The following is a 21,458-nucleotide window of genomic DNA, read 5'->3' on the forward strand; positions in this document are numbered from 1 at the left end:
TTTAACTCCTGAAAACGTCTGATTAATGGTGAGACCATTCGATACTGTTGATATCAACACCTTGTTTATGCATATCCCAAAGTGGAGAAAGATCACGTAAGCGACCAATCGCACTGTGTATTTGTTCAATTGCATAATCTATTTCTTCTTCTGTGGTGAAACGACCCAGTGAGAAGCGAATAGAACTGTGTGCAAGTTCATCAGTTAAACCTAACGCACGCAGTACATAAGAAGGTTCTAAACTTGCTGAAGTACAGGCTGAGCCTGAAGAGACAGCAAGATCTTTCAGTGCCATCATTAATGATTCACCTTCAACATAGTTGAAGCTCACATTAAGAATGTTTGGCGCAGTGTGTTCTAAAGAACCGTTGATATAAACTTCTTCGATATCTTTAATGCCATTCCATAAACGTAAACGTAGTTCGTTTAAGCGTTTAGTTTCATCAGCCATTTCTTCTTTCAAAATACGGTAAGCTTCGCCCATGCCCACAATTTGGTGAACGGCTAATGTGCCTGAACGCATACCACGCTCATGTCCGCCACCATGCATTTGTGCTTCTAAACGAATACGTGGTTTACGACGAACATAAAGTGCACCGATACCCATAGGACCGTAAACTTTATGTGCAGAAAGAGAAAGTAAATCAACTTTTAACTTAGAAAGATCAATCGGTAATTTACCAACACTTTGTGTTGCGTCTACGTGGTAAATAATACCTTTGCTACGGCATAATTCACCGATAGCAGCAATATCTTGTACAACACCAATTTCGTTATTTACATGCATGATAGAAACTAAAATAGTATCTTCACGCATCGCTTCTTCAAGCTCTTTCAGGTCAATCAGACCATCACTTTTTGGTGCTAAATAAGTGACTTCAAAACCTTCACGCTCAAGTTGACGACAAGTGTCTAAAATGGCTTTATGTTCGGTTTTAGAAGTGATGATGTGCTTACCTTTTTTCTGGTAAAAGTTAGCAACACCTTTTAGTGCGAGGTTATCAGCTTCAGTCGCGCCTGATGTGAATACGATTTCACGAGGATCTGCACCGATTAAATCAGCGATCTGATTACGTGCAATATCAATAGCTTCTTCTGCTTGCCAACCAAAACGGTGTGAACGAGAGGCTGGGTTACCAAAAATGCCATCAATAGTCAGGCATTGCATCATTTTTTCAGCAACTCGTGGATCAACAGGAGTGGTTGCTGAATAATCTAGATAAATGGGTAATTTCATTGCTCACTAACTCCAAAGACGACGGATCTTCTTTAATAATTTTGTTTTTGCCTACCTAGAGAGCGCCGTTAAACTCGCATATTAACAATGGTTTCTTGTAAACGGCCATTGATAGCATGGCGTTTTTCATTGTCTTGACGATCGGCGACATCCATAACCTCTTCGTTATTAACTAACTCTTCAAGGCTGATACTGCTTAGGAAACTGGTTATACGATCACTTAAATCACGCCACAAAGTATGAGTCAGGCAACGATCGCCACCTTGACAACCTTCTTTGTTACCCTGACAACGGGTAGCATCGACAGATTCATCAACCGCAGAAATAACTTGAGCAACAAAAATTTGCCCTGCATCACGGCCTAATAAATAACCGCCTCCAGGACCACGAACACTTGCGACTAATTCATTTTTGCGCAAACGTGAGAAAAGCTGCTCAAGATAAGAAAGGGAAATCCCTTGACGCTCTGAAATATCAGCGAGGGGGACAGGGCCTTGCTGTGAATGCAATGCAACATCAAGCATTGCAGTAACTGCGTAACGCCCTTTTGATGTCAGTCTCATAACAAATACTCCGTGGTGAACAATAATCAAATTGTGTCATTCCCGAGTAATTTAGTCAACTATTTATCCGAGTGTTTTAGTCAAGTATTATACTCAGCCAAAAGTTGACTTAAGTTAATCAACTTTGCCCTCTATTTCTTAGCCCATTTCTCAACTGACGTTAGGATACCACGTAAGATATGAAGCTCTTGTGTTTCTGGACGTGCACGCGTAAATAGACGGCGTAAACGGCTCATCACTTGTCCCGGATGTTTAGGACGAATAAAGCCAGATTCATTAAGCACCTGCTCTAAGTGAACGTAAAAACGTTCTATATCGTCTGCTGGTGGATAATCAATCTCTGATGGGCTATTTTCCTCTTGTTTTTCTTCTTGGGCAAGTGCTGCCATACGAATTTCATAACTAACAAGCTGAACTGCCATTGCTAAATTTAAAGAACCATATTCTGGATTAGTCGGAACATATAGATGAAAATCACATTTTTGTAATTCTTCATTGGTTAAGCCCGTGCGCTCGCGACCAAAAATAACAGCAACAGGCTTATTTTTAGCTTCCATAACACAACGTTCACCACATTCACGAGGTGCAAGCATTGGCCAAGAAAGTGTACGGCTACGGGCACTTGTTCCTATGACTAAACCACAGCCTTCAATCGCTTCATCGATACTATTAACAATATGTGCATTGCCAATAACATCACTTGCACCTGCAGATAGGGCAATAGAATGTGAATCTGGTTTTTCTTTTGGATTAACAAAATAAAGATTGGTTAATCCCATGGTTTTCATGGCACGAGCTGTAGAGCCCATATTGCCTGTATGCGAGGTTTCTACAAGGATGATGCGAATATTTTCTAACATTGATTTCTTGTTAATTGCTTTGTGATCCATCTATTTTATCACAATTGTAGCCAGAAACACGAATGCCTGTTATACTCTCGCACGTTTTTTATCCCCGTTCTTTAACATCTTGTGGAAGATAACCATGCATCCGATGCTGAATATTGCCATACGTGCCGCACGTAAGGCTGGTAATTTAATCGCCAAAAATTACGAAAACCCTGAATCTGTAGAAACTAATCAGAAAGGTACCAATGATTTTGTCACTAACGTTGACCGTGACGCGGAACAAGCAATCATTGAAATCATCCGTAAATCTTATCCAAAACACACCATCATTACGGAAGAAAGTGGCGAGTTACTCGGTGAAGATCACGACATACAATGGGTTATTGATCCACTTGATGGCACTACTAACTTCATCAAACGTCTTCCACACTTCTCTGTTTCTATTGCTGTACGCATTAAAGGCCGTACTGAAGTGGCTGTTGTTTACGATCCTATGCGTAACGAATTATTCTCAGCTGTTCGTGGTCAAGGTGCGCAGTTAAATGGTTATCGTCTACGTGGCTCTAACGCTCGCGATTTAGATGGTGCTGTTCTTGCGACTGGTTTCCCATTCAAAAGTAAGCAACATTCAGCCGCTTACATGAATATGTTAGGCAAACTGTTTGTACCTTGTGCTGATTTCCGTCGCACAGGTTCAGCGGCTTTAGATTTAGCTTATGTTGCAGCAGGCCGTGTTGATGGTTTCTTTGAGATTGGCTTAAAACCTTGGGATTTCTTAGGTGGCGAATTAATCGCTCGTGAAGCAGGTGCTATCGTTTCTGACTTTACTGGTAATCATGGCTACCTACAAACAGGTAATATCGTTGCAGGTAACCCACGCGTTGTCAGAGCACTATTAGCTGAAATTCGTAGTGAATTGACAGACGCATTAAAACGTTAATTTCGTTGATACGAATAAAAAATATAAGAGAAAAAGACCATAATATTATGGTCTTTTTTATTGCCTACTGATTTATCGTTAATAGTGCATTTACTGATAATTGGCTAATTTCTTGGGCTATTTTATCTAATAATTGCGATGTCATTTCTTGTTTATCAATACGTAATAAAAATGCTTTTCTTGCGATCACAAACCCAAGTATTTGCCCAATAACTGCATGAGCACGAATAGTAGTAGTTAATGTATCACTCTTTTTATCGATTAATTCGATGAGATGAGAGAGCCGCAAATGAAAAGGCTCAATTAAGTTATGATAAATCAACTCATAATTTTCAGTTGGTTCCAATTGCTCACGTAAAATCAACTGACTGTAATAATGACGTTCAGGTGCTAATAAAGCGCGCGTTAATCCCGTGACTAATAAAGAGATCAGAGAAGCAAGTAATTCACGATCTAACTTATTTTCTTTTAATAAAAACTGAAGCCTATTATCAAATTGGTCAAAATGAATTTCTGACGCTAATTCTGTCGCAATATATTGAATAACGGCGGTATAAACGCCTAGTTTTCCACCAAAATGATAAGGAATTGCTGATTGATTAACACCAGCATCCTGCGCAAGTTGTCTCGTTCTCAACCCACTAATTCCATGTAGTGCAAAAAGCTTAATACCTTCTTGTACTAACTTTTCTTGAGTCTGTTCTGTACTTATCGCGGTTTTACTGGTGTTTTTCATTATTTATTAACTATTTATTATTAGGCTTATAAATCAGCCCGCATTAATTGTGTTGAGTTTGAATTTAACTCAATCCCTTTACTTTTACCAACTACAACCGTACCACCTAAGTTACATAAGTGATGACCAAAGCCACAGTTAGGCTCAAACGCAAACGTCATACCTTCTTGTAATACAAGCTCTCGACCTGGATTTGGTAATCGTTCAATTTGTTTATAACGACTCGCCAATGGTAATGATTCGATACCCGGAGCAGTACCAAAACCAATAGGTCCATAAGGATTGATGCTATGGATAAGTGGATGCACATGCCATCCTCCTGATTGTAATAATGGTTTTTCCATTAAATCAACCACTTCACCAAAAGTAACGCCCGCTTTTAAATGCTCAACACCTATTTCATAACATTCTCGAGCAACCAAAGCGGCTTTTTCTAAATTCTCATGAATTTTACCCACTGCAACAGCGGCTTGGTGTTGTGTTTCATACATTCCATATAAAGCGAAAATTTCTGATAATACAATGTCGCCCATTTGAATTTCACGTGGTGCTTGTGAGCGATATTGCCAAGCTGGAGGACCCCAACCGATATATTCAGAGCCTGATCCCATTAGAATTTCAGCCGTAAACCCACCTCTGGATAAGCAAGTTGCAGTAATAGCTGCCGCAAGATCGGCTTCTGTCGCCCCTGGTCTGGTTGTGACGCGCATTGCTTCACTCATTGCTTCACCAATAGCAGCAGCATATCTTACATATGTCAGTTCTTCTTCACTTTTAACGGATGCACGTTTAAAGAAATCACGATAAACACAGCTAAATTTCGCATAAGGGAATGCATCCTTAATACCGTTTAGAGTATTAAATGGCATTGCACCATCAAAATAGAATGGAGGATAAGGCTCTAAGCCAATAACACCAATATGTGCATTTTGTTGCACCCCCATTTCTTTCAGTAATTGAGCAATATTACGCCCTGTTTTTCCTACAACAAGATTGTTTTCATCAATCCACTGTAAATCACCACGTAGTTTTGCCTGCATGTGATCAGCGATCATCATTGGTGCAAAAGTGACTATCAATGGTTTTTTATCTTCATGAAAAATAACAACCGACCCTAGTCGGTCATTTGTAAAATAGTGGTCAATACAAAATGGCGCTGGTGCGGCGGATTCTCTATCACCATAGACAATCAATGTATCTAACTGATTATCTTTCATAATATCTCTAGCTAACTGCCAGCGTCTGTCTCTTTCTTGTAAAGAAAAACTGGCTGGGATCACCGATTTATTGCTCATAATAATACCTTTTCCACATTCATTCATTTGAATGAATTAAATCTAAACCTAATATTTAGAATGGTCAATTATTTGCTTGATCAAAAAATGCGCATTTTAAAGGAGAAAAGAAAAAGATCTGTAATATCAAAGAACATTACAGATCTTAATTTTTATGAAATAGAGGAATTAGGTATTTTGAGGTTGTACTCTTGGTCTAATAAACATAGCAGGGATCGTTAATGCTGCCATTAACCAGAAGATCAACGACTCTTGATTAGGAAGTTTTTCATACAACCAACCAGAGACAATAGTCATGATCGCAATACTTCCGCCCATCGCTAAAGCCGAATATACCGCTTGTAGACGAATAATTTCGTGCTCTTGACGTGCGCTAATAAAGCGCATTGCCGCTAAATGGCACACCGTAAACGTACCACTATGTAAGATTTGAACAACAATAAGCGCGGGTAATGCGGTAAAACTCCCCATTAATCCCCAACGTAGAAGCCCAGCAAAAGCGGAAAGTAAGAGCAGATTTCTTGCGCTCCAGCGACGGAATAAGCGGTGGCTCAACATAAAAACAACCACCTCTGAAACCACACCTAATGACCAAAGATAGCCGATTGTTGCGGTGTCATACCCTGCTTTTTCCCAATAAAGTGCACTAAAACCATAATAAGCAGCGTGCGCACCTTGCAGTAAAGAGACACACAACAGAAAACGCCAAACTGGTCCATCTGAAATGAGTTTCATAAAGGATACATTGCTGTGTTCTGCTTTTTTTACTTTACCCTGTGGCATAACTTTAGGGCGGAGCATAGATGTTAGAAATAGTGCAAAAGTACTGGCAATCAATCCATAAAGAATAATGGGATGCCCAAAAACATCAATTAAAACACCTAGCAATGATGAGCTAATAATAAAAGCAATTGAGCCCCAAACGCGGATTTTCCCATAGTCTAAAGGAAACTGTTTTTGCCACGTTCCAGCTAGAGAATCCCCTAAAGGCACCATCGGTGAAAAGAAAACGTTAAATCCTGTCATCACAAAGAATAACCATGCCCAATGGCTACCCATCATAAATGCAACAGTAAAAAGTAATGAGAGAAAAGCAAACAACCTCAATGCAGTGATAAGTTTTGACGGATCCTTTACCGCAGGCGTTAAAATTAGGCTACCAACAAAACGTGCGGTTAAACCTACACCTAATAACAGACCTATCATTGCCGGATCGACGCCCTCTCCTTTTAGCCATATGGACCAAAAGGGTAAAAAGATGCCGTATGAAAAGAAATAGGTAAAATAATCTAAGGCAAGCCACAATGTTGATGGAATAACCATCCAATCCCCCATTTTTAAGATGCAAAAAAACCCGCCAAGAACAAGTTCTCGAAGCGGGCTTGTACAACGGGTTTTATTATATCGTTACAAACTTATGCGTAAACTGGAAATTTAGCGCAGATATCCAAGACTTTTTGTTTCACTTTCTCAATGTTCGCTTCATCATTGATATTATCAAGGACATCACACATCCAACCGGCTAATTCACGAGCTTCCGCTTCTTTAAAACCACGACGTGTAATCGCTGGAGAACCGATACGAACCCCAGAAGTTACAAATGGGCTACGTGGATCATTTGGTACGCTGTTTTTGTTAACAGTGATATTTGCACGACCCAGTGCAGCATCTGCATCTTTACCTGTAATATCTTTATCAACTAAATCTAATAAAAACAGGTGGTTTTCAGTTCCGCCAGACACTACTTTATAACCGCGATCTAAGAAAACTTCTACCATTGCTTTCGAGTTTTTAGCAACTTGTTGCTGATAAACTTTAAATCCTGGCTCCATAGCTTCTTTTAATGCAACCGCTTTACCTGCAATAACATGCATTAAAGGGCCACCTTGAGAGCCTGGGAATACAGCAGAGTTCAGTTTTTTATAAAACTCTTCATCGCCACCTTTAGCAAGGATAAGACCACCTCGTGGACCTGCTAAGGTTTTATGGGTTGTTGTTGTAACAACATGTGCATGAGGAACAGGGTTAGGATAAACACCTGCTGCAACCATACCCGCAACGTGTGCCATATCAACAAATAAGAATGCACCAATACTGTCTGCGATTTCGCGCATTTTAGCCCAGTCAACCATACCAGAATAAGCAGAGAATCCGCCAATGATCATTTTTGGTTGATGTTTTTTAGCTTGAATAGCGATGTCTTCGTAATCAATTTTACCTGATTCATCAATACCGTAAGGTACGATATTATACAGTTTACCAGAGAAGTTAACTGGTGAACCATGAGTTAAGTGACCACCTTGTGCTAAGTTCATACCTAAAACGGTATCACCTGGTTTTAACAATGCCATATAGACAGCCGCATTCGCTTGAGAGCCTGAGTGAGGCTGTACGTTAGCGTAATCTGCACCAAATAATTCTTTTGCACGATCGATAGCCAGTTGCTCTACAACATCCACATACTCACAACCGCCATAGTAACGTTTACCCGGATAGCCTTCAGCATATTTATTTGTCAGCTGAGATCCCTGCGCCTGCATAACACGAGGACTGGTATAGTTTTCAGAAGCAATAAGTTCGATGTGCTCTTCTTGACGAGTCACTTCACCTTCCATTGCATTCCATAATTCTGGATCGTAATCAGCAATATTCATTTCACGTTTTAACATTCACATCTCCTGACTCAGCTAACTTCACTAAAGACAAACTCCCATGCGGGAGAAAGAATGGCATACAGTGTAAACTCTTTTTCTTCATTGAGATAGCCCCTAATGAAAAAATACGCAATCGTTTGCCATCCAACTATAACAGCATATTATTACTTTTTAACAACCTCATTTTATCCTGTGCTTATTTCCCTTTTTGAGGCACATCTCGCCTTATTTTGCAAACACCCCGCATCATTCGCTAAGAATTGAGATTTTTTGTTAAAAAATAAAATCAGGGATTTACAAAATAATCAAAAAGAGATAAGTTGCATATAAAATGCAATTTATAAAAATTCACAATAAACTGAAAATTTTTCAGGAGCAATTATGTTAGATGCACAAACTATCGCGACAATTAAATCGACCATTCCCCTCATTGCTAAAACAGGCCCTGCATTAACCGCCCACTTTTATGACCGAATGTTCTCTCGCCATCCAGAATTAAAAGATATTTTCACCATGAGCCATCAAAGCAGTGGTGCACAACGCGAAGCCCTATTTAATGCGATTTGCGCTTATGCGACGAATATTGAAAACTTAGCCACTATATTGCCTGCCGTTGAGAAAATTGCACAAAAACATGTCAGTTTAAATATTCTTCCTGAGCACTATCCCATCGTTGGTGAAAATTTATTAGCAACAATTGATGAGATGTTTAGTCCTGGGCAAGAAGTATTAGATGCTTGGGGTGCCGCTTATCAAGTATTGGCAGATGTCTTTATCAATCGTGAAGAGCAAATTTATCAGCAAAAAGAACAAACAAACGGGGGTTGGAGAGGATTACGGAACTTTAAAGTTAAACATAAAATAAAACAAAGTGATGTCATTACCAGTTTTGAATTAGAGCCTGAAGATGGACTCGCTGTTACTCCTTATCGATCCGGCCAATATTTAAGCCTTTATATCCGTCATGAGCGTCTTGAAAATCAAGAAATACGTCAATATTCATTAACTCAATCCTCAAATAATAAAACCTATCGCATTGCAGTAAAACGCGAAGAGAAAGGTATTTTATCGAATTTTCTTCATGACTATATTCAAGAAGGTGATACTTTACAAGTTGCCACACCAGGGGGCGATTTCTATTTAGATATATCACCAACAACACCAGTAACTTTAATTTCAGCAGGTGTGGGTTTAACACCAATGCTGTCTATGTTGCACACGCTTTCAGCTCATCAAGCTAATATTAATTGGTTACATGCGGCTGAACATGGTGGTGTCCATGCGTTTAAAGATGAAGTTAATCAAGCTGGCAATCAACTTTCACACTACCAACAAGCGATATGGTATCGCGTGCCACGCACTGAAGATGTACAAAATAAAGATTATCAATTCGAAGGCTTAATGACATTAAAACAAGTTGAAGATTGGCTAACGATTCCTGATATGCATTTCTATTTTTGTGGCCCCTTACCTTTTATGCAATCTATTGCTAAACAACTTATTGAACTAGGTATTAATAGTGAAAAACTTCATTATGAATGTTTTGGTCCTCATGCTGTTATTACACAAGACTTACAATAAAAATACCTTCATTAACGTTCAATTTTAAATTAAACAAAAAAGCGCTGATTATATTTATCAGCGCTTTTCTTGGTTATTTCACTGCCTTCTTATGATCGATATTTATTTTCAATCGCAGCAGGAATAACATGATATTTAGCAGAAAAACCGTACCAAATAACACTAACTAAACAGAGCGTATAACCAAATAGTTCACTGCCCTCTTCCACCATATTTTTAACGGCGCGATTATAATCCTCACCCAATAATTTATGCCAAAGTATTCCCATACCAAATAGACGAGAGAACAGTAAAACACATAATAGGCCAGCAACTAACATCCCATGGCTTGGATGAGTAATAAAGTGAATTAAGCCTTTTAACGTTCTCTTACCTTCTCTAATTGCGATAGCAATACAAATAAATGTCACCGTTAGAGCAAACCAAACCCAAGAACCGTGAGCAATCTGATCAAAAACGCCATCTAACTCACGAATTAAAATACACAAGAAAAAGCCCATAATAAGCGTGAACGCTCCCCGTTGTTCACTGTTTTGACATGCTTTAATAAAAAAGAATAAGCAAATAATGGCGACGATGATTTCTTGACCTAATTCAGTTACTGACGTTTCAGAAATACCATTATCAAAAACCAAAATATCAAGAAAAATAAACCCCGTAGTGATGGCGATTAACACTGCTGCACATAAAAATAAAGCAAGACGCTTTAATAAATAATTAAACATTATTTTGCCCATACCTTAATAATTTTTTAATGTCGATGATAATAACTTTACTTAAAAGTTATTGAATAACATTTTGTGCCTTAAAATTTATAAAAAATAGTAAAATAAATTGTTAATAATCATCAATAGACTTGCATAAGATATAAATAGCATTTTAGGTAAAACATAAAAAAATTAATTATGCGCAATAAAATGAAAAAGCCCGATATTTTGATTAAAAAATATCAGGCTTTAATAAAAATAAATAATGTAACTATTTAGCTTAAGTTTGAACAATAATTAAATAGCTTCTTCGTCTTGCTCGCCAGTACGAATACGAATAACACGATTCACATCAAAAACAAAAATCTTACCGTCACCAATTTTACCTGTTTGTGCTGTTGTCATAATTGTATCTACACAGGTTTCAACAATTTCGTCAGCAACAACAATTTCAATTTTTACTTTAGGTAAAAAATCGACCATGTATTCCGCACCACGGTAAAGTTCAGTATGCCCTTTTTGACGACCAAAACCTTTTACTTCTGTTACGGTCATTCCCGTGATACCCACTTCGCCGAGTGCTTCTCTTACATCATCTAATTTAAACGGCTTAATTATCGCTTCAATTTTTTTCATCGTATTATCCTGCTATTACCAGTTGTGGCGACCAAAACCGCTTGTAATTGGGTATCTGCGATCTTTACCAAAATTACGACTTGTAATACGTGGCCCAACAGGGGCTTGACGTCGCTTGTATTCATTAATATCGACTAATTTTATCACTTTACGGACTGTCGCTTCATCAAATCCAGCCTCAACTAAATCAGATACAGATTTATCTTGCTCAACATAGCCCTCAAGGATCGCATCCAAAATATCATAAGGAGGCAAATTATCTTGGTCTGTTTGTCCCGGTGCAAGTTCTGCTGATGGCGGTCTATCAATAACGCGTTGAGGAATAGCCGGCGAAAGCGTATTACGATATTTAGAAAGCTCAAAAACCAATGTTTTAGGCACATCTTTTAGTACATCAAAACCACCAGCCATATCACCATACAATGTGGAATAACCCACAGCTGATTCGCTTTTATTGCTTGTAGTTAACACTAAACGACGGCGTTTATTCGACATTGCCATTAAAATAACAGCGCGGCAACGTGCTTGTAGATTTTCTTCTGTAGTATCTGCGGCAGTATCTTTAAACATAGGTGCAAGCTGCGCCATGAAAGCATCAAACATAGGTTCAATAGAAACCGTATCAAACTCAACACCTAATAAATCGGCTTGTTCTTTAGCGTCATGAATACTCATTTCTGAAGTATAACGAAATGGCATCATAACAGCCTGAACACTCTCTTTGCCTAAGGCATCAGCTGCGATAGCAACGGTTAACCCAGAATCAATACCACCAGATAACCCTAGAATTGCCCCTTTAAAACCGTTCTTAGTGACGTAATCACGTGTTGCAAGCACTAATGCTTGATAAACTTGCGCTAAAGGTGAAAGTTCCGGAGCAGGATCTGCCATTGGAATAATGTTTAATTCGTCGAATTCAACAATAGCAGTCTGTTCATCAAATGCAGCTAAACGATGTGTAATAGCCCCCCGTTCATCAAATACTTTTGAACAACCATCAAATACCAACTCATCCTGACCACCAATTTGGTTAAGATAGATCACTGGAAGGTGTGTTCTTTGGCAATGTTCTTTAATTAGCTGTGTACGAACATGAGGTTTTTCACGATTATAAGGTGAAGCATTAATAGATAGAACGAGATCAGCACCCGCTTGTTTTAATGCATCAATAGGTTCATTGATCCAGATATCTTCACAAATTAACAAACCTAGGTGATAACCTTTAAACGGTACCACACAACGCTCATTTCCTTGTTGGAAATAACGCTTCTCATCAAACACACCATAATTAGGTAATTGCTGTTTGAAATAACGCGCTTGTAATTCACCTTTATAGAAAAATGAAAGTGCGTTATAAATTTTGCCGTTTTGCCACCAAGGATGTCCAACAACAATCGCTATTTTTTTGCTTGCTTGTTCTAAACGCGTAAGTTGTGTTTCACAACGCTGTTGGAAATCAGGACGAAATAGCAGATCTTCAGGAGAGTAACCGCATAAAGCCAGCTCAGAAAACATGACCAGATCGGCCTCTTCTTGTGCTTTAACGGTAGATAACATGCGTTCGCAGTTACCTTCAATATCACCAACAACCCAATTAAGTTGAGCCATGGCGAGTTTTAGTTTTCGACTCATAAATATTAGTCTCTCCGCTATCTTCCGCATAAAAAGAAAGTTAGTTTAAAAATATATTCGTTATCTGCAAAGGTTATTCTTTAAAATCATTCGCATCTAGCTCATGGCGAGATAACAATTTATAAAACTCAGTTCGATTGCGCCCAGCCATACGTGCAGCTTGAGTCACATTGCCTTTTGTCATTTGCAAAAGCTTTCTCAAATAGGTCATTTCAAAATGTCCTCTTGCTTCTGCAAATGTGGGCAGAGCCGTATTTTCACCTTGTAAGGCCTGTGTTACAAGCGCTTCACTAATCACAGGGGCTGTTGTTAACGCAACACATTGCTCAATAACGTTAACCAATTGACGCACATTACCCGGCCAACTTGCTGTCATTAAGCATTTCATCGCATCAGTTGAAAAGCTTCGAACAAAAGGTTTATGGCGTTTAGCAGACTCTCTCAATAAATGATTAGCAAGAATAGGAATATCTTCAGCTCTCTCACTTAATGTAGGAATACGTAAATTAACCACATTTAAACGATAGAACAGATCTTCACGAAATTCATTACGTTCCATCGCTTTAGGTAAATCACGATGTGTTGCAGAAAGGATACGTACATCAATATCAATATCGCGATTACTGCCTAATGGGCGAACTTTTCGCTCTTGTAAAACACGCAATAATTTAACTTGCAATGCCATTGGCATGTCGCCAATTTCATCTAAAAATAGTGTGCCACCTTCGGCTGCCTGAAATAACCCTTCACGACTACTCACTGCTCCTGTAAAAGCACCTTTCGCATGACCAAATAGTTCAGATTCTAAAAGTTGCTCAGGTAAGGCACCACAGTTAATGGCAATAAAGGGTTTTTTCGCCCTAGGGCTTGCGCGATGAATGGCTTGAGCAAGGACTTCTTTACCTGTACCACTTTGACCATTAATAAGCACGCTGACATCAGATTGAGCAACTAGCTTTGCTTGCTCTAATAAACGTAGCATTTGTGGGCTACGTGTCACGATATCTTTTGACCACTCTTCATCTGAAACAATAGTTACAAGTTCCAGCGCTTCATCAATCGCTTTATAAAGTGCGTCTCTATCAACAGGTTTAGTTAAGAAGCTAAATACACCTTGCTGCGTTGCAGCCACGGCATCAGGAATAGAGCCATGTGCTGTGAGAATGATCACCGGCATACCGGGCTGTTGGCGTTGTATCTCAGCAAACAGCGCCATACCGTCCATTTCATCCATTCGGAGATCACTGATAACAAGGTCTATTTTTTCTTTTAAGAGAAGTTTTAGTGCTTCTTGTCCACTTTCAGCAGTGAAGATATGGAAACCTTCACTTGTTAATCGCATACCAAGTAATTTTAATAACCCAGGATCGTCATCGACAAGTAAAAGATTTGCTGATTTATGGCCAGCCATGCACATTCTCCTTATTTAGATCCTGCTTCAGTCGGTTTTGAGCTTTGTGTGTCAGTGTTAGTTTTGACTGGCTCTGGTTTTATCGCCTCGGATTTCGTAGATTCTGGTTTTGAAGGCTCTGGTTTAACCGCTGTCGCAGAAGGTTGTTTTTCCTCACCCTTTGGCTTCTCTGTTATCGATTGCGTCGAAACAGGTTTTTCAACAATTGGTTTTTCAGTAATAGTTTTTTCGGTAACAGGTTTATTTGCATTCACTTTTTCTGTTTCCGCAGATGCTGCTGTTGCACTTTCCGCTAAATCTTCATTTTGCGATAGCGAATCAACAGAGCCACTCTGTTTTCTATTCGATAACTGCCGTTCAATTTGGGTAAGGCTTTCAAGCTTTTTCAGTGTAATACTTAGTTCATGCTGTAATGCATTATTCTCTTTTCTTAGCGCATCAATTTTATTATCTGTTTCTGTAGTTAAACGACGATAACGATTCTTTTCTTCCGCTAAAGAGAGAATGAGCGTTTGGTTCTCAATCCATGTCGATAATAGAACTCGCACAGAACTCGGAAATTGTAATTTATAGCTTTCTAATAACACTAATTGTGTTCGACGATCGGCAATCGTCATTCCAGCACGCTCTAATAAAATACTTTTATAAAATGCATCATCCCACCCAGTAACAACAACACTGTTTGCTTGGCGTTGTGCTTCCGTCGTCATTATGCGGTTTGTACATTCAATGGCTCGTAACCAATAAAGTGCGTTATTGATGCCTTCATCATAAAATGAGCTTAATGTTTTACATTCAGCCCAACGATAATCAATCGTTTTTTGTTTAACAACGGGGATTTCTGGCTCTGGCTCTTGTGCCTCCGTTAGCGACTTTGGTGTACACCCAGAAAGGACCAGTGGAAACATAATAAACAAGAAACACTGCTTCCAATTTAATGCGATTTTTCTAGTTGATGCAGGGGCCATAGATAACAATTCAATACCAAGCATCTTCTTATTTATTTTTTTATACTCATGATGAGGAGATGCTTGTTTTTGTGACCTGATATGCATTATTTAATCTCAGAAAGTAGCGGTAATTCAATACGAAAACAGACATCGGCATAGTCAGAAGGAACAACACTTAATTCACCTTCCATTCTCTTGATGCAGTCATGAGCAATACTTAAACCTAAACCACTTCCTTTTACAGCTCCTTTGCGTAGCAAAGACCCTTGGAAAAAGGGTTCAAAAATCATTTTTTGTTCAGATTCAGGAATAGGTGTTCCTTTATTGGCTATATCAATAACTATTTTCTGTTCAACTTGATAACTGGAGATCCAGATATTACCTGATTCAGCACCATAGTGCACCGCATTCGAGTAGAGATTGTCGATAACTCGTGATAATAATGTTGCTTCTGCTCGACAAGTGGTTAGATTAAGCGAAATTATCGTTTTAATATCTTTAGCTCTCGCAGGTAAACTGTGGGCTAACACCACATCATTCACTAATTGAGTCAAATTAATCTCTTCGATTTGTTGAGGAACTTCAGATAGTTTACGATTATAATCAAGTAGTTGTTCAATTAATAACTGTAACTGCTTACTGCTATTATCGAGAATTGAAACGACTTCTTTTTGATCAAGAGTTAAAGGGCCCGCAACTTCATCAGCTAATAATTCCGTACCTTCTCGCATACTGGCTAACGGTGTTTTCAACTCATGAGAAATATGACGCAAAAATTCATGACGTTGCGATTCAAGCCATGCTAAACGCTCACTTAACCAAATAATACGTTGTGCTAATGAACGTAGTTCTCGTGGCCCTTGGAAAGTATCTAAATTATTACTAAGTGTTCGACCTTCACCTAATCGATTAATCATCTTTTCGATCCCTTTAACAGGGCCAATAATCATTCGAGTAAATAACGCAATGAGGATCAGGCTAAAAACAAAAACGATAAGACTTTGCCAACCGAAATAGCGCCCTTTCTCAGCGATTGCCATCTGGAGTTGTTCGCCACGGCTAAAAATAATCTCTTTAGTTAATACAACAATACGGTTATTGGCATAAGAGAACTGTTCTAGGGCTTGTTGCATCTCTTTTGTTGGTTCGCTACTTTCGCATTGAATGGATTTTAATTTTTCAAGAGAAGTATTAAGCACATTCGCTTCTTTAGAGGCAGAAAGAGAAATAATGGTTTGTTGTAATGTCGAGAAGAGTTTGGTGTATTGCTGGTAGCGTTGCTGATACATATCATCATCGGTTTTATCCCGTAAAACACAATATCGACGATAGTTTCCTTCCATTTCAATCGCTAGATTTCGCATCACTTCACTACGTTCAGTATCTGCAAGTGCATTTTTATTAGTAATAGCCGCCTGATTACTTAGTTGATCAAGACTTTGATAAGCCTGATAAGCAAGTACAAGCAAAGGTAATAGCACCATCCAAAATGCCATTATCACGAGCTGTCTTAAAGAACGAGGGAAAATACGCCACTTTTTCAATGAAATCATCTCAACACCTATTAGAGTAATGCGATGCTACATGACTTGATAACAAGAAAAAAGTCCGACATTGGGAAAATCAGGCATAGAGAACAAACACAGACGAGGAAATTTGACAGGCTCTAGAAGTGGGAGAGCGGAATATCTTATTGAGATATTCCGCTCGTCAATATTTCATCTCTTTTTTCTCTAAAAGAGAATGAAGGTGGTGCCTCACTCCACGTGTCGCCCTGTGTTTGATAAGGTCCGAAGACGAGTATCATGATGTTGGACGGTAGGCACCTTACTCTGGCGTCATTCCTGGCTTATGTGGTATGTTCCCACCCATATTGTGGACCGACATAAAAAGTTGAATGAGCAACTGATTTATATAATGCACAAGGCGTGCCAACTTTTAAAAAACAAATCTAACAAATTGAAAAATAACAAAAAATAAAAACACACATCTAATATTTTATTTATAGCTCTTTTTTATCTAGTTATAAAACAACCAAGCTGTCTCCATATCCAGACAGAGTTACCCTAAATTTAATAATTACTTATATTTCAATTAATTAAATGTCGCCAAAAAGAGACATCAAAAACAATAGGTGTCGTCTTTTTTACACAACAAAAAATAATTCTTTTATTATCAATAAAATAAAGCCTCTAGCAATGTAGAGGCTTTATGTGTTTATCACTAAGGTAGTGTTACATTTGATTAATCAAATTGTTTTCTTGCATTGCGGAATAAACGCATCCAAGGACTGTCTTCCCCCCAGTTATCTGGATGCCAAGAATTACTAACAGTTCTAAACACACGTTCTGGGTGAGGCATCATAATGGTTGAACGACCATCTTTTGTAGTGACAGCGGTGATCCCTTTTACAGAGCCATTAGGATTTAATGGATATTGTTCTGTTGGATTACCGTAGTGATCCACAAAACGTAATCCCACTAAATTTTGAGCTTCTAATTGTGCTAATTGCTCAGCATTACGGAATTCAGCAAAACCTTCACCATGAGAAACAGCAATAGGCATTTGTGAACCCACCATACCTTGTAACAATAATGATGGACTCTCTGTCACTTTCACTAAACTAAAGCGCGCCTCAAAACGCTCAGAGCGGTTGCGAACAAAACGAGGCCATAAATCTGCACCCGGAATAAGCTCTGATAATGTTGACATCATTTGGCAACCATTACAGACACCAAGAGATAAAGTATCTTGGCGTTCAAAGAATTGAGCAAACTCATCCCGTAAACGAGAATTAAATAAAATAGACTTCGCCCAACCTTCGCCAGCACCTAATACGTCACCGTACGAGAATCCACCACAAGCCACCAACACATCAAAATCACTCAGTGAACGTCGGGCGGAATGCAAATCGCTCATATGAACGTCGATAGCATCAAAACCAGCTCTGTCGAAAGCAGCCGCCATTTCAACATGAGAGTTAACACCTTGCTCTCTTAATACTGCAATACGAGGACGACTTCCTGTTGCAATATAAGGAGCTGCAATATCTTCATTTGGATCAAAGGTTAAATTCACATTTAAACCTGGATCGTTGAGATCTTGTTTTGCCTGATGCTCTTCATCTGCACACTCAGGATTATCACGTAAGCGTTGCATTTGCCATGTTGTTTCAGCCCACCAAAGACGTAATGTGCTACGCTTTTCATTGTAAACTTCGGTTTCACGGCTTTGGATAATAATGGCGTCATTTTCTGTTGCTTGGCCTAAATAATGTAAACAATCCGATAAACCATATTCAGCAAATAATGCTTCTACAGCCTCTTGATGTTCAGCACTAATTTGGATTACACCACCTAGCTCTTCGTTAAAGAGTCCCGCTAAAATATCTTCGTCATAAGCGCTGATATCAACGTGTAAGCCACAATGACCTGTAAATGCCATTTCAGCGAGTGTGACAAATAATCCACCATCAGAGCGATCGTGATAGGCCAACAATTTTCCATCATTAACTAATTGTTGCATCACATTGAAGAACTGTTTCAACTGCTCAACATCACGAAGGTCTGCAGCTTTTTGGCCTAATTGACGATAAACTTGTGCTAGTGCCGTTGCACCTAATGCGTTATGACCATTGCCCAAATCAATCAAATACAAGCGGTTTCCTGCTTGTGTTGATAATTCTGGTGTTACTGTTTTACGCACATCTTCAACACGAGAGAATGCCGTAATAACTAAAGACAACGGAGAAGTAACCTCTTTAGTTTTTCCATCTTTATCTTGCCAGCGCGTCTTCATTGACATCGAATCTTTGCCCACAGGAATAGTAATGCCTAACTCTGGACATAACTCTTCACCAATGGCTTTTACTGCGTCATATAAACCTGCATCTTCACCAGGATGACCAGCTGCTGACATCCAGTTAGCGGAAAGCTTAATACGATTAAGTGCTTCTACATCACAACCTGCCATATTCGTTAGTGCTTCACCAACAGCCATACGTGCTGATGCAGCAAAATCTAACAGTGCGATCGGTGCTCGTTCACCAATGGACATCGCTTCGCCATAATAGCTATCTAATGTTGCTGTGGTAACAGCACAGTTAGCAACAGGAATTTGCCAAGGACCAACCATCTGATCACGCGCGACCATACCCGTTACAGTGCGGTCACCAATAGTAATTAAGAAGGTTTTTTCAGCAACGGCAGGTAAATGAAGAACACGATAAACTGCATCTTTTAAATCGATATCTTTACGAGAGAGATATTCGCCTTCTGTTTTCAGTGATTTTACATCACGCAACATTTTAGGTGCTTTACCTAATAATATGTCTAATGGCATATCAATCGGTTTATTATCAAAGTGTGTATCGTTTAAGACTAATTCACGCTCTTGCGTTGCTTCACCAATAACGGCATAAGGCGCTCTTTCACGTTGACATAAAGCATCAAATAGAGGCATTTTTTCTGGCGATACCGCTAACACATAACGTTCTTGAGATTCATTACACCAGATCTCAAGTGGGCTCATACCCGGCTCATCATTAAGAACATCACGTAATTCAAAACGACCACCACGACCACCATCATTGACTAATTCGGGCATAGCATTAGAAAGACCACCAGCACCAACGTCATGAATAAATAAGATCGGGTTATCGTCACCTAATTGCCAACAACGGTCGATAACTTCTTGGCAACGGCGTTCCATCTCTGGGTTATCACGCTGAACAGAGGCGAAATCTAAATCCGCATCTGATTGACCGGATGTCATAGAAGAAGCAGCACCACCTCCTAGACCGATGTTCATTGAAGGCCCGCCAAGTACAATCAACTTAGCGCCAACCGTGATTTCACCTTTTTGTACGTGATCTTCACGAATATTACCAATACCACCTGCAAGCATAATTGGTTTATGGTAACCGCGAATTTCAACACCATTGTGGCTATTAACTTGTTCTTCATAGGTTCTGAAATAGCCTAGTAATGCAGGGCGACCAAACTCATTATTAAATGCAGCACCACCTAATGGGCCTTCAGTCATAATGTCTAATGCATTAACAATGCGCTCTGGCTTACCAAAATCTTCTTCCCAAGGCTGCTCAAATCCGGGAATACGCAGGTTAGAAACTGAAAATCCAACTAGACCTGCTTTAGGTTTTGCACCACGTCCAGTTGCACCTTCATCTCGAATTTCACCACCAGAACCTGTTGCCGCACCTGGCCAAGGTGAAATAGCCGTTGGATGGTTGTGTGTTTCTACTTTCATCAAGATATGTACAGGTTCTTGGTGATAGTGATAATGCCCCTTTTCTGTATCAGGATAAAAACGACCCGCTACAGAGCCTTCCATTACTGCTGCATTATCTTTATAAGCTGACATGACATAGTCTGGTGTTTGCTCAAATGTATTTTTAATCATTTTGAATAATGATTTATCTTGAGCCTTACCATCAATAATCCAATCAGCATTAAATATTTTGTGGCGACAGTGTTCAGAGTTAGCTTGTGCAAACATGTAAAGCTCAACATCTGTTGGATTACGGTGTAAGCGGTTAAACGCATCGACTAAGTAATCAACCTCATCGTCTGCAAGTGCTAACCCCATTTCGATATTCGCTTTTGCTAATGCATCTTTGCCTTTTGCAAGCACATCAATAGTTTTTAGTGGCGCTGGAGTTTGCTCAGCAAAAAGTGCATTTACATCTTGATAATTTAAGAAGATGGTTTCCATCATTCGATCATGAATAAAACCATAAAGTTGTTGCCATTGAGTGTCTGTCATCGTACCGCATTCAATAAAGTAGGCGATACCACGTTCAATTCTAACCACCTTGGCTAAACCACAGTTATGTGCAATATCTGTTGCTTTAGAAGACCAAGGTGAAATTGTTCCTGGGCGAGGCGTAACAACTCGCATTTCCCCAACAGGCTCATGTTCTGTTAATGAAGGCCCATAATGCAATAGTTGACGTAATTTAATTTGATCATCTTCAGATAACTGCCCTTCCACTTTCGCGAAATGGACAAATTCCGCGTATATACCTTGTACAGGAAGATCATTTTCCTGACATAGAGTGAGTAATTTATTAATACGAAACGCGGATAAAGCGGGGGAGCCACGCAGGATTTCCATAGTATTGAGTTCTCTCTTTTAGCAGCTAACCTGATCAATCATTCAGGGGAAACGCGCCTAGTATAATAGAATAACTGCTCAGACGAAACCGTTTGCGTGAACAAAATAACGGCATTTGACTTAGAGTGTTTTA

At 39.2% G+C, this 21,458-nt stretch carries 16 protein-coding genes; 2 read left to right on the top strand and 14 right to left on the bottom strand.

Going from position 1 to position 21,458, the window contains the following annotated elements:
• Nucleotides 1–22 precede the first annotated feature (22 nt).
• The 3 genes from DK857_RS07455 to trmJ all read right to left on the bottom strand — a co-directional run bounded on the left by DK857_RS07455 (nt 23) and on the right by trmJ (nt 2,660).
• On the bottom strand, nt 23–1,237 hold the full coding sequence (locus tag DK857_RS07455; protein WP_072063243.1) for an IscS subfamily cysteine desulfurase: 1,215 nt from the start codon (nt 1,235–1,237) through the stop codon (nt 23–25).
• Nucleotides 1,238–1,305: 68 nt separating this feature from the next.
• On the bottom strand, nt 1,306–1,800 hold the full coding sequence (gene iscR / locus DK857_RS07460) for a Fe-S cluster assembly transcriptional regulator IscR (RefSeq protein WP_006533450.1): 495 nt from the start codon (nt 1,798–1,800) through the stop codon (nt 1,306–1,308).
• Between the two features lie 131 nt (nt 1,801–1,931).
• Nucleotides 1,932–2,660, bottom strand: a complete 729-nt coding sequence (gene trmJ / locus DK857_RS07465; protein WP_088495051.1) for a tRNA (cytosine(32)/uridine(32)-2'-O)-methyltransferase TrmJ — start codon at nt 2,658–2,660, stop codon at nt 1,932–1,934.
• Between the two features lie 124 nt (nt 2,661–2,784).
• Between trmJ and suhB the strand changes: the two genes are divergently transcribed.
• Nucleotides 2,785–3,588, top strand: a complete 804-nt coding sequence (gene suhB, locus DK857_RS07470) for an inositol-1-monophosphatase (RefSeq protein ID WP_023581619.1) — start codon at nt 2,785–2,787, stop codon at nt 3,586–3,588.
• A gap of 64 nt (nt 3,589–3,652) precedes the next feature.
• Here the strand turns inward: suhB and DK857_RS07475 are convergent, their stop codons facing one another.
• The 4 genes from DK857_RS07475 to glyA form a co-directional block, all read right to left on the bottom strand.
• A complete protein-coding gene (locus DK857_RS07475; protein ID WP_109401882.1) occupies nt 3,653–4,324 on the bottom strand; it encodes a CerR family C-terminal domain-containing protein in 672 nt (223 codons plus the stop codon).
• Between the two features lie 26 nt (nt 4,325–4,350).
• A complete protein-coding gene (locus tag DK857_RS07480) occupies nt 4,351–5,619 on the bottom strand; it encodes a M24 family metallopeptidase (protein ID WP_109401904.1) in 1,269 nt (422 codons plus the stop codon).
• 168 nt (nt 5,620–5,787) lie between these two features.
• Nucleotides 5,788–6,942 (bottom strand): 3-phenylpropionate MFS transporter, encoded by a 1,155-nt coding sequence (locus DK857_RS07485; RefSeq protein ID WP_167394832.1) that lies wholly within the window; start codon nt 6,940–6,942, stop codon nt 5,788–5,790.
• A gap of 92 nt (nt 6,943–7,034) precedes the next feature.
• Nucleotides 7,035–8,288 carry a serine hydroxymethyltransferase gene (gene glyA / locus DK857_RS07490; protein WP_109392988.1) on the bottom strand — a complete coding sequence of 418 codons (1,254 nt, stop codon included), beginning with the start codon at nt 8,286–8,288 and terminating at the stop codon, nt 7,035–7,037.
• A gap of 366 nt (nt 8,289–8,654) precedes the next feature.
• Between glyA and hmpA the strand changes: the two genes are divergently transcribed.
• Nucleotides 8,655–9,854 (top strand): NO-inducible flavohemoprotein, encoded by a 1,200-nt coding sequence (hmpA, locus tag DK857_RS07495; protein WP_109401884.1) that lies wholly within the window; start codon nt 8,655–8,657, stop codon nt 9,852–9,854.
• Between the two features lie 89 nt (nt 9,855–9,943).
• Here hmpA and DK857_RS07500 read toward each other — a convergent pair whose 3' ends face one another.
• From DK857_RS07500 to purL, 7 genes are all read right to left on the bottom strand, one after another.
• Nucleotides 9,944–10,591 carry a hypothetical protein gene (locus DK857_RS07500; protein WP_109401885.1) on the bottom strand — a complete coding sequence of 216 codons (648 nt, stop codon included), beginning with the start codon at nt 10,589–10,591 and terminating at the stop codon, nt 9,944–9,946.
• Between the two features lie 267 nt (nt 10,592–10,858).
• Entirely contained in the window at nt 10,859–11,197 is a 339-nt protein-coding gene (gene glnB, locus DK857_RS07505) for a nitrogen regulatory protein P-II (protein ID WP_109392985.1), read from the bottom strand.
• Nucleotides 11,198–11,212: 15 nt separating this feature from the next.
• A complete protein-coding gene (locus DK857_RS07510) occupies nt 11,213–12,829 on the bottom strand; it encodes an NAD+ synthase (protein ID WP_109392984.1) in 1,617 nt (538 codons plus the stop codon).
• A gap of 73 nt (nt 12,830–12,902) precedes the next feature.
• On the bottom strand, nt 12,903–14,240 hold the full coding sequence (gene glrR / locus DK857_RS07515) for a two-component system response regulator GlrR (protein ID WP_023581612.1): 1,338 nt from the start codon (nt 14,238–14,240) through the stop codon (nt 12,903–12,905).
• Between the two features lie 11 nt (nt 14,241–14,251).
• Nucleotides 14,252–15,295, bottom strand: coding sequence for a two-component system QseEF-associated lipoprotein QseG (qseG, locus tag DK857_RS07520; protein ID WP_227003134.1), 1,044 nt, complete (start codon nt 15,293–15,295; stop codon nt 14,252–14,254).
• Nucleotides 15,295–16,743 carry a sensor histidine kinase gene (locus DK857_RS07525; protein WP_161711343.1) on the bottom strand — a complete coding sequence of 483 codons (1,449 nt, stop codon included), beginning with the start codon at nt 16,741–16,743 and terminating at the stop codon, nt 15,295–15,297. Before DK857_RS07525 ends, qseG begins: the two co-directional genes overlap by 1 nt.
• A gap of 691 nt (nt 16,744–17,434) precedes the next feature.
• Nucleotides 17,435–21,325: a phosphoribosylformylglycinamidine synthase gene (purL, locus tag DK857_RS07530; RefSeq protein ID WP_109401886.1), complete on the bottom strand. Its 3,891-nt coding sequence runs from the start codon at nt 21,323–21,325 to the stop codon at nt 17,435–17,437.
• Nucleotides 21,326–21,458 lie beyond the last annotated feature (133 nt).

Source organism: Proteus terrae (genome assembly GCF_003144325.1).
GTDB classification, from domain to species: domain Bacteria; phylum Pseudomonadota; class Gammaproteobacteria; order Enterobacterales; family Enterobacteriaceae; genus Proteus; species Proteus terrae.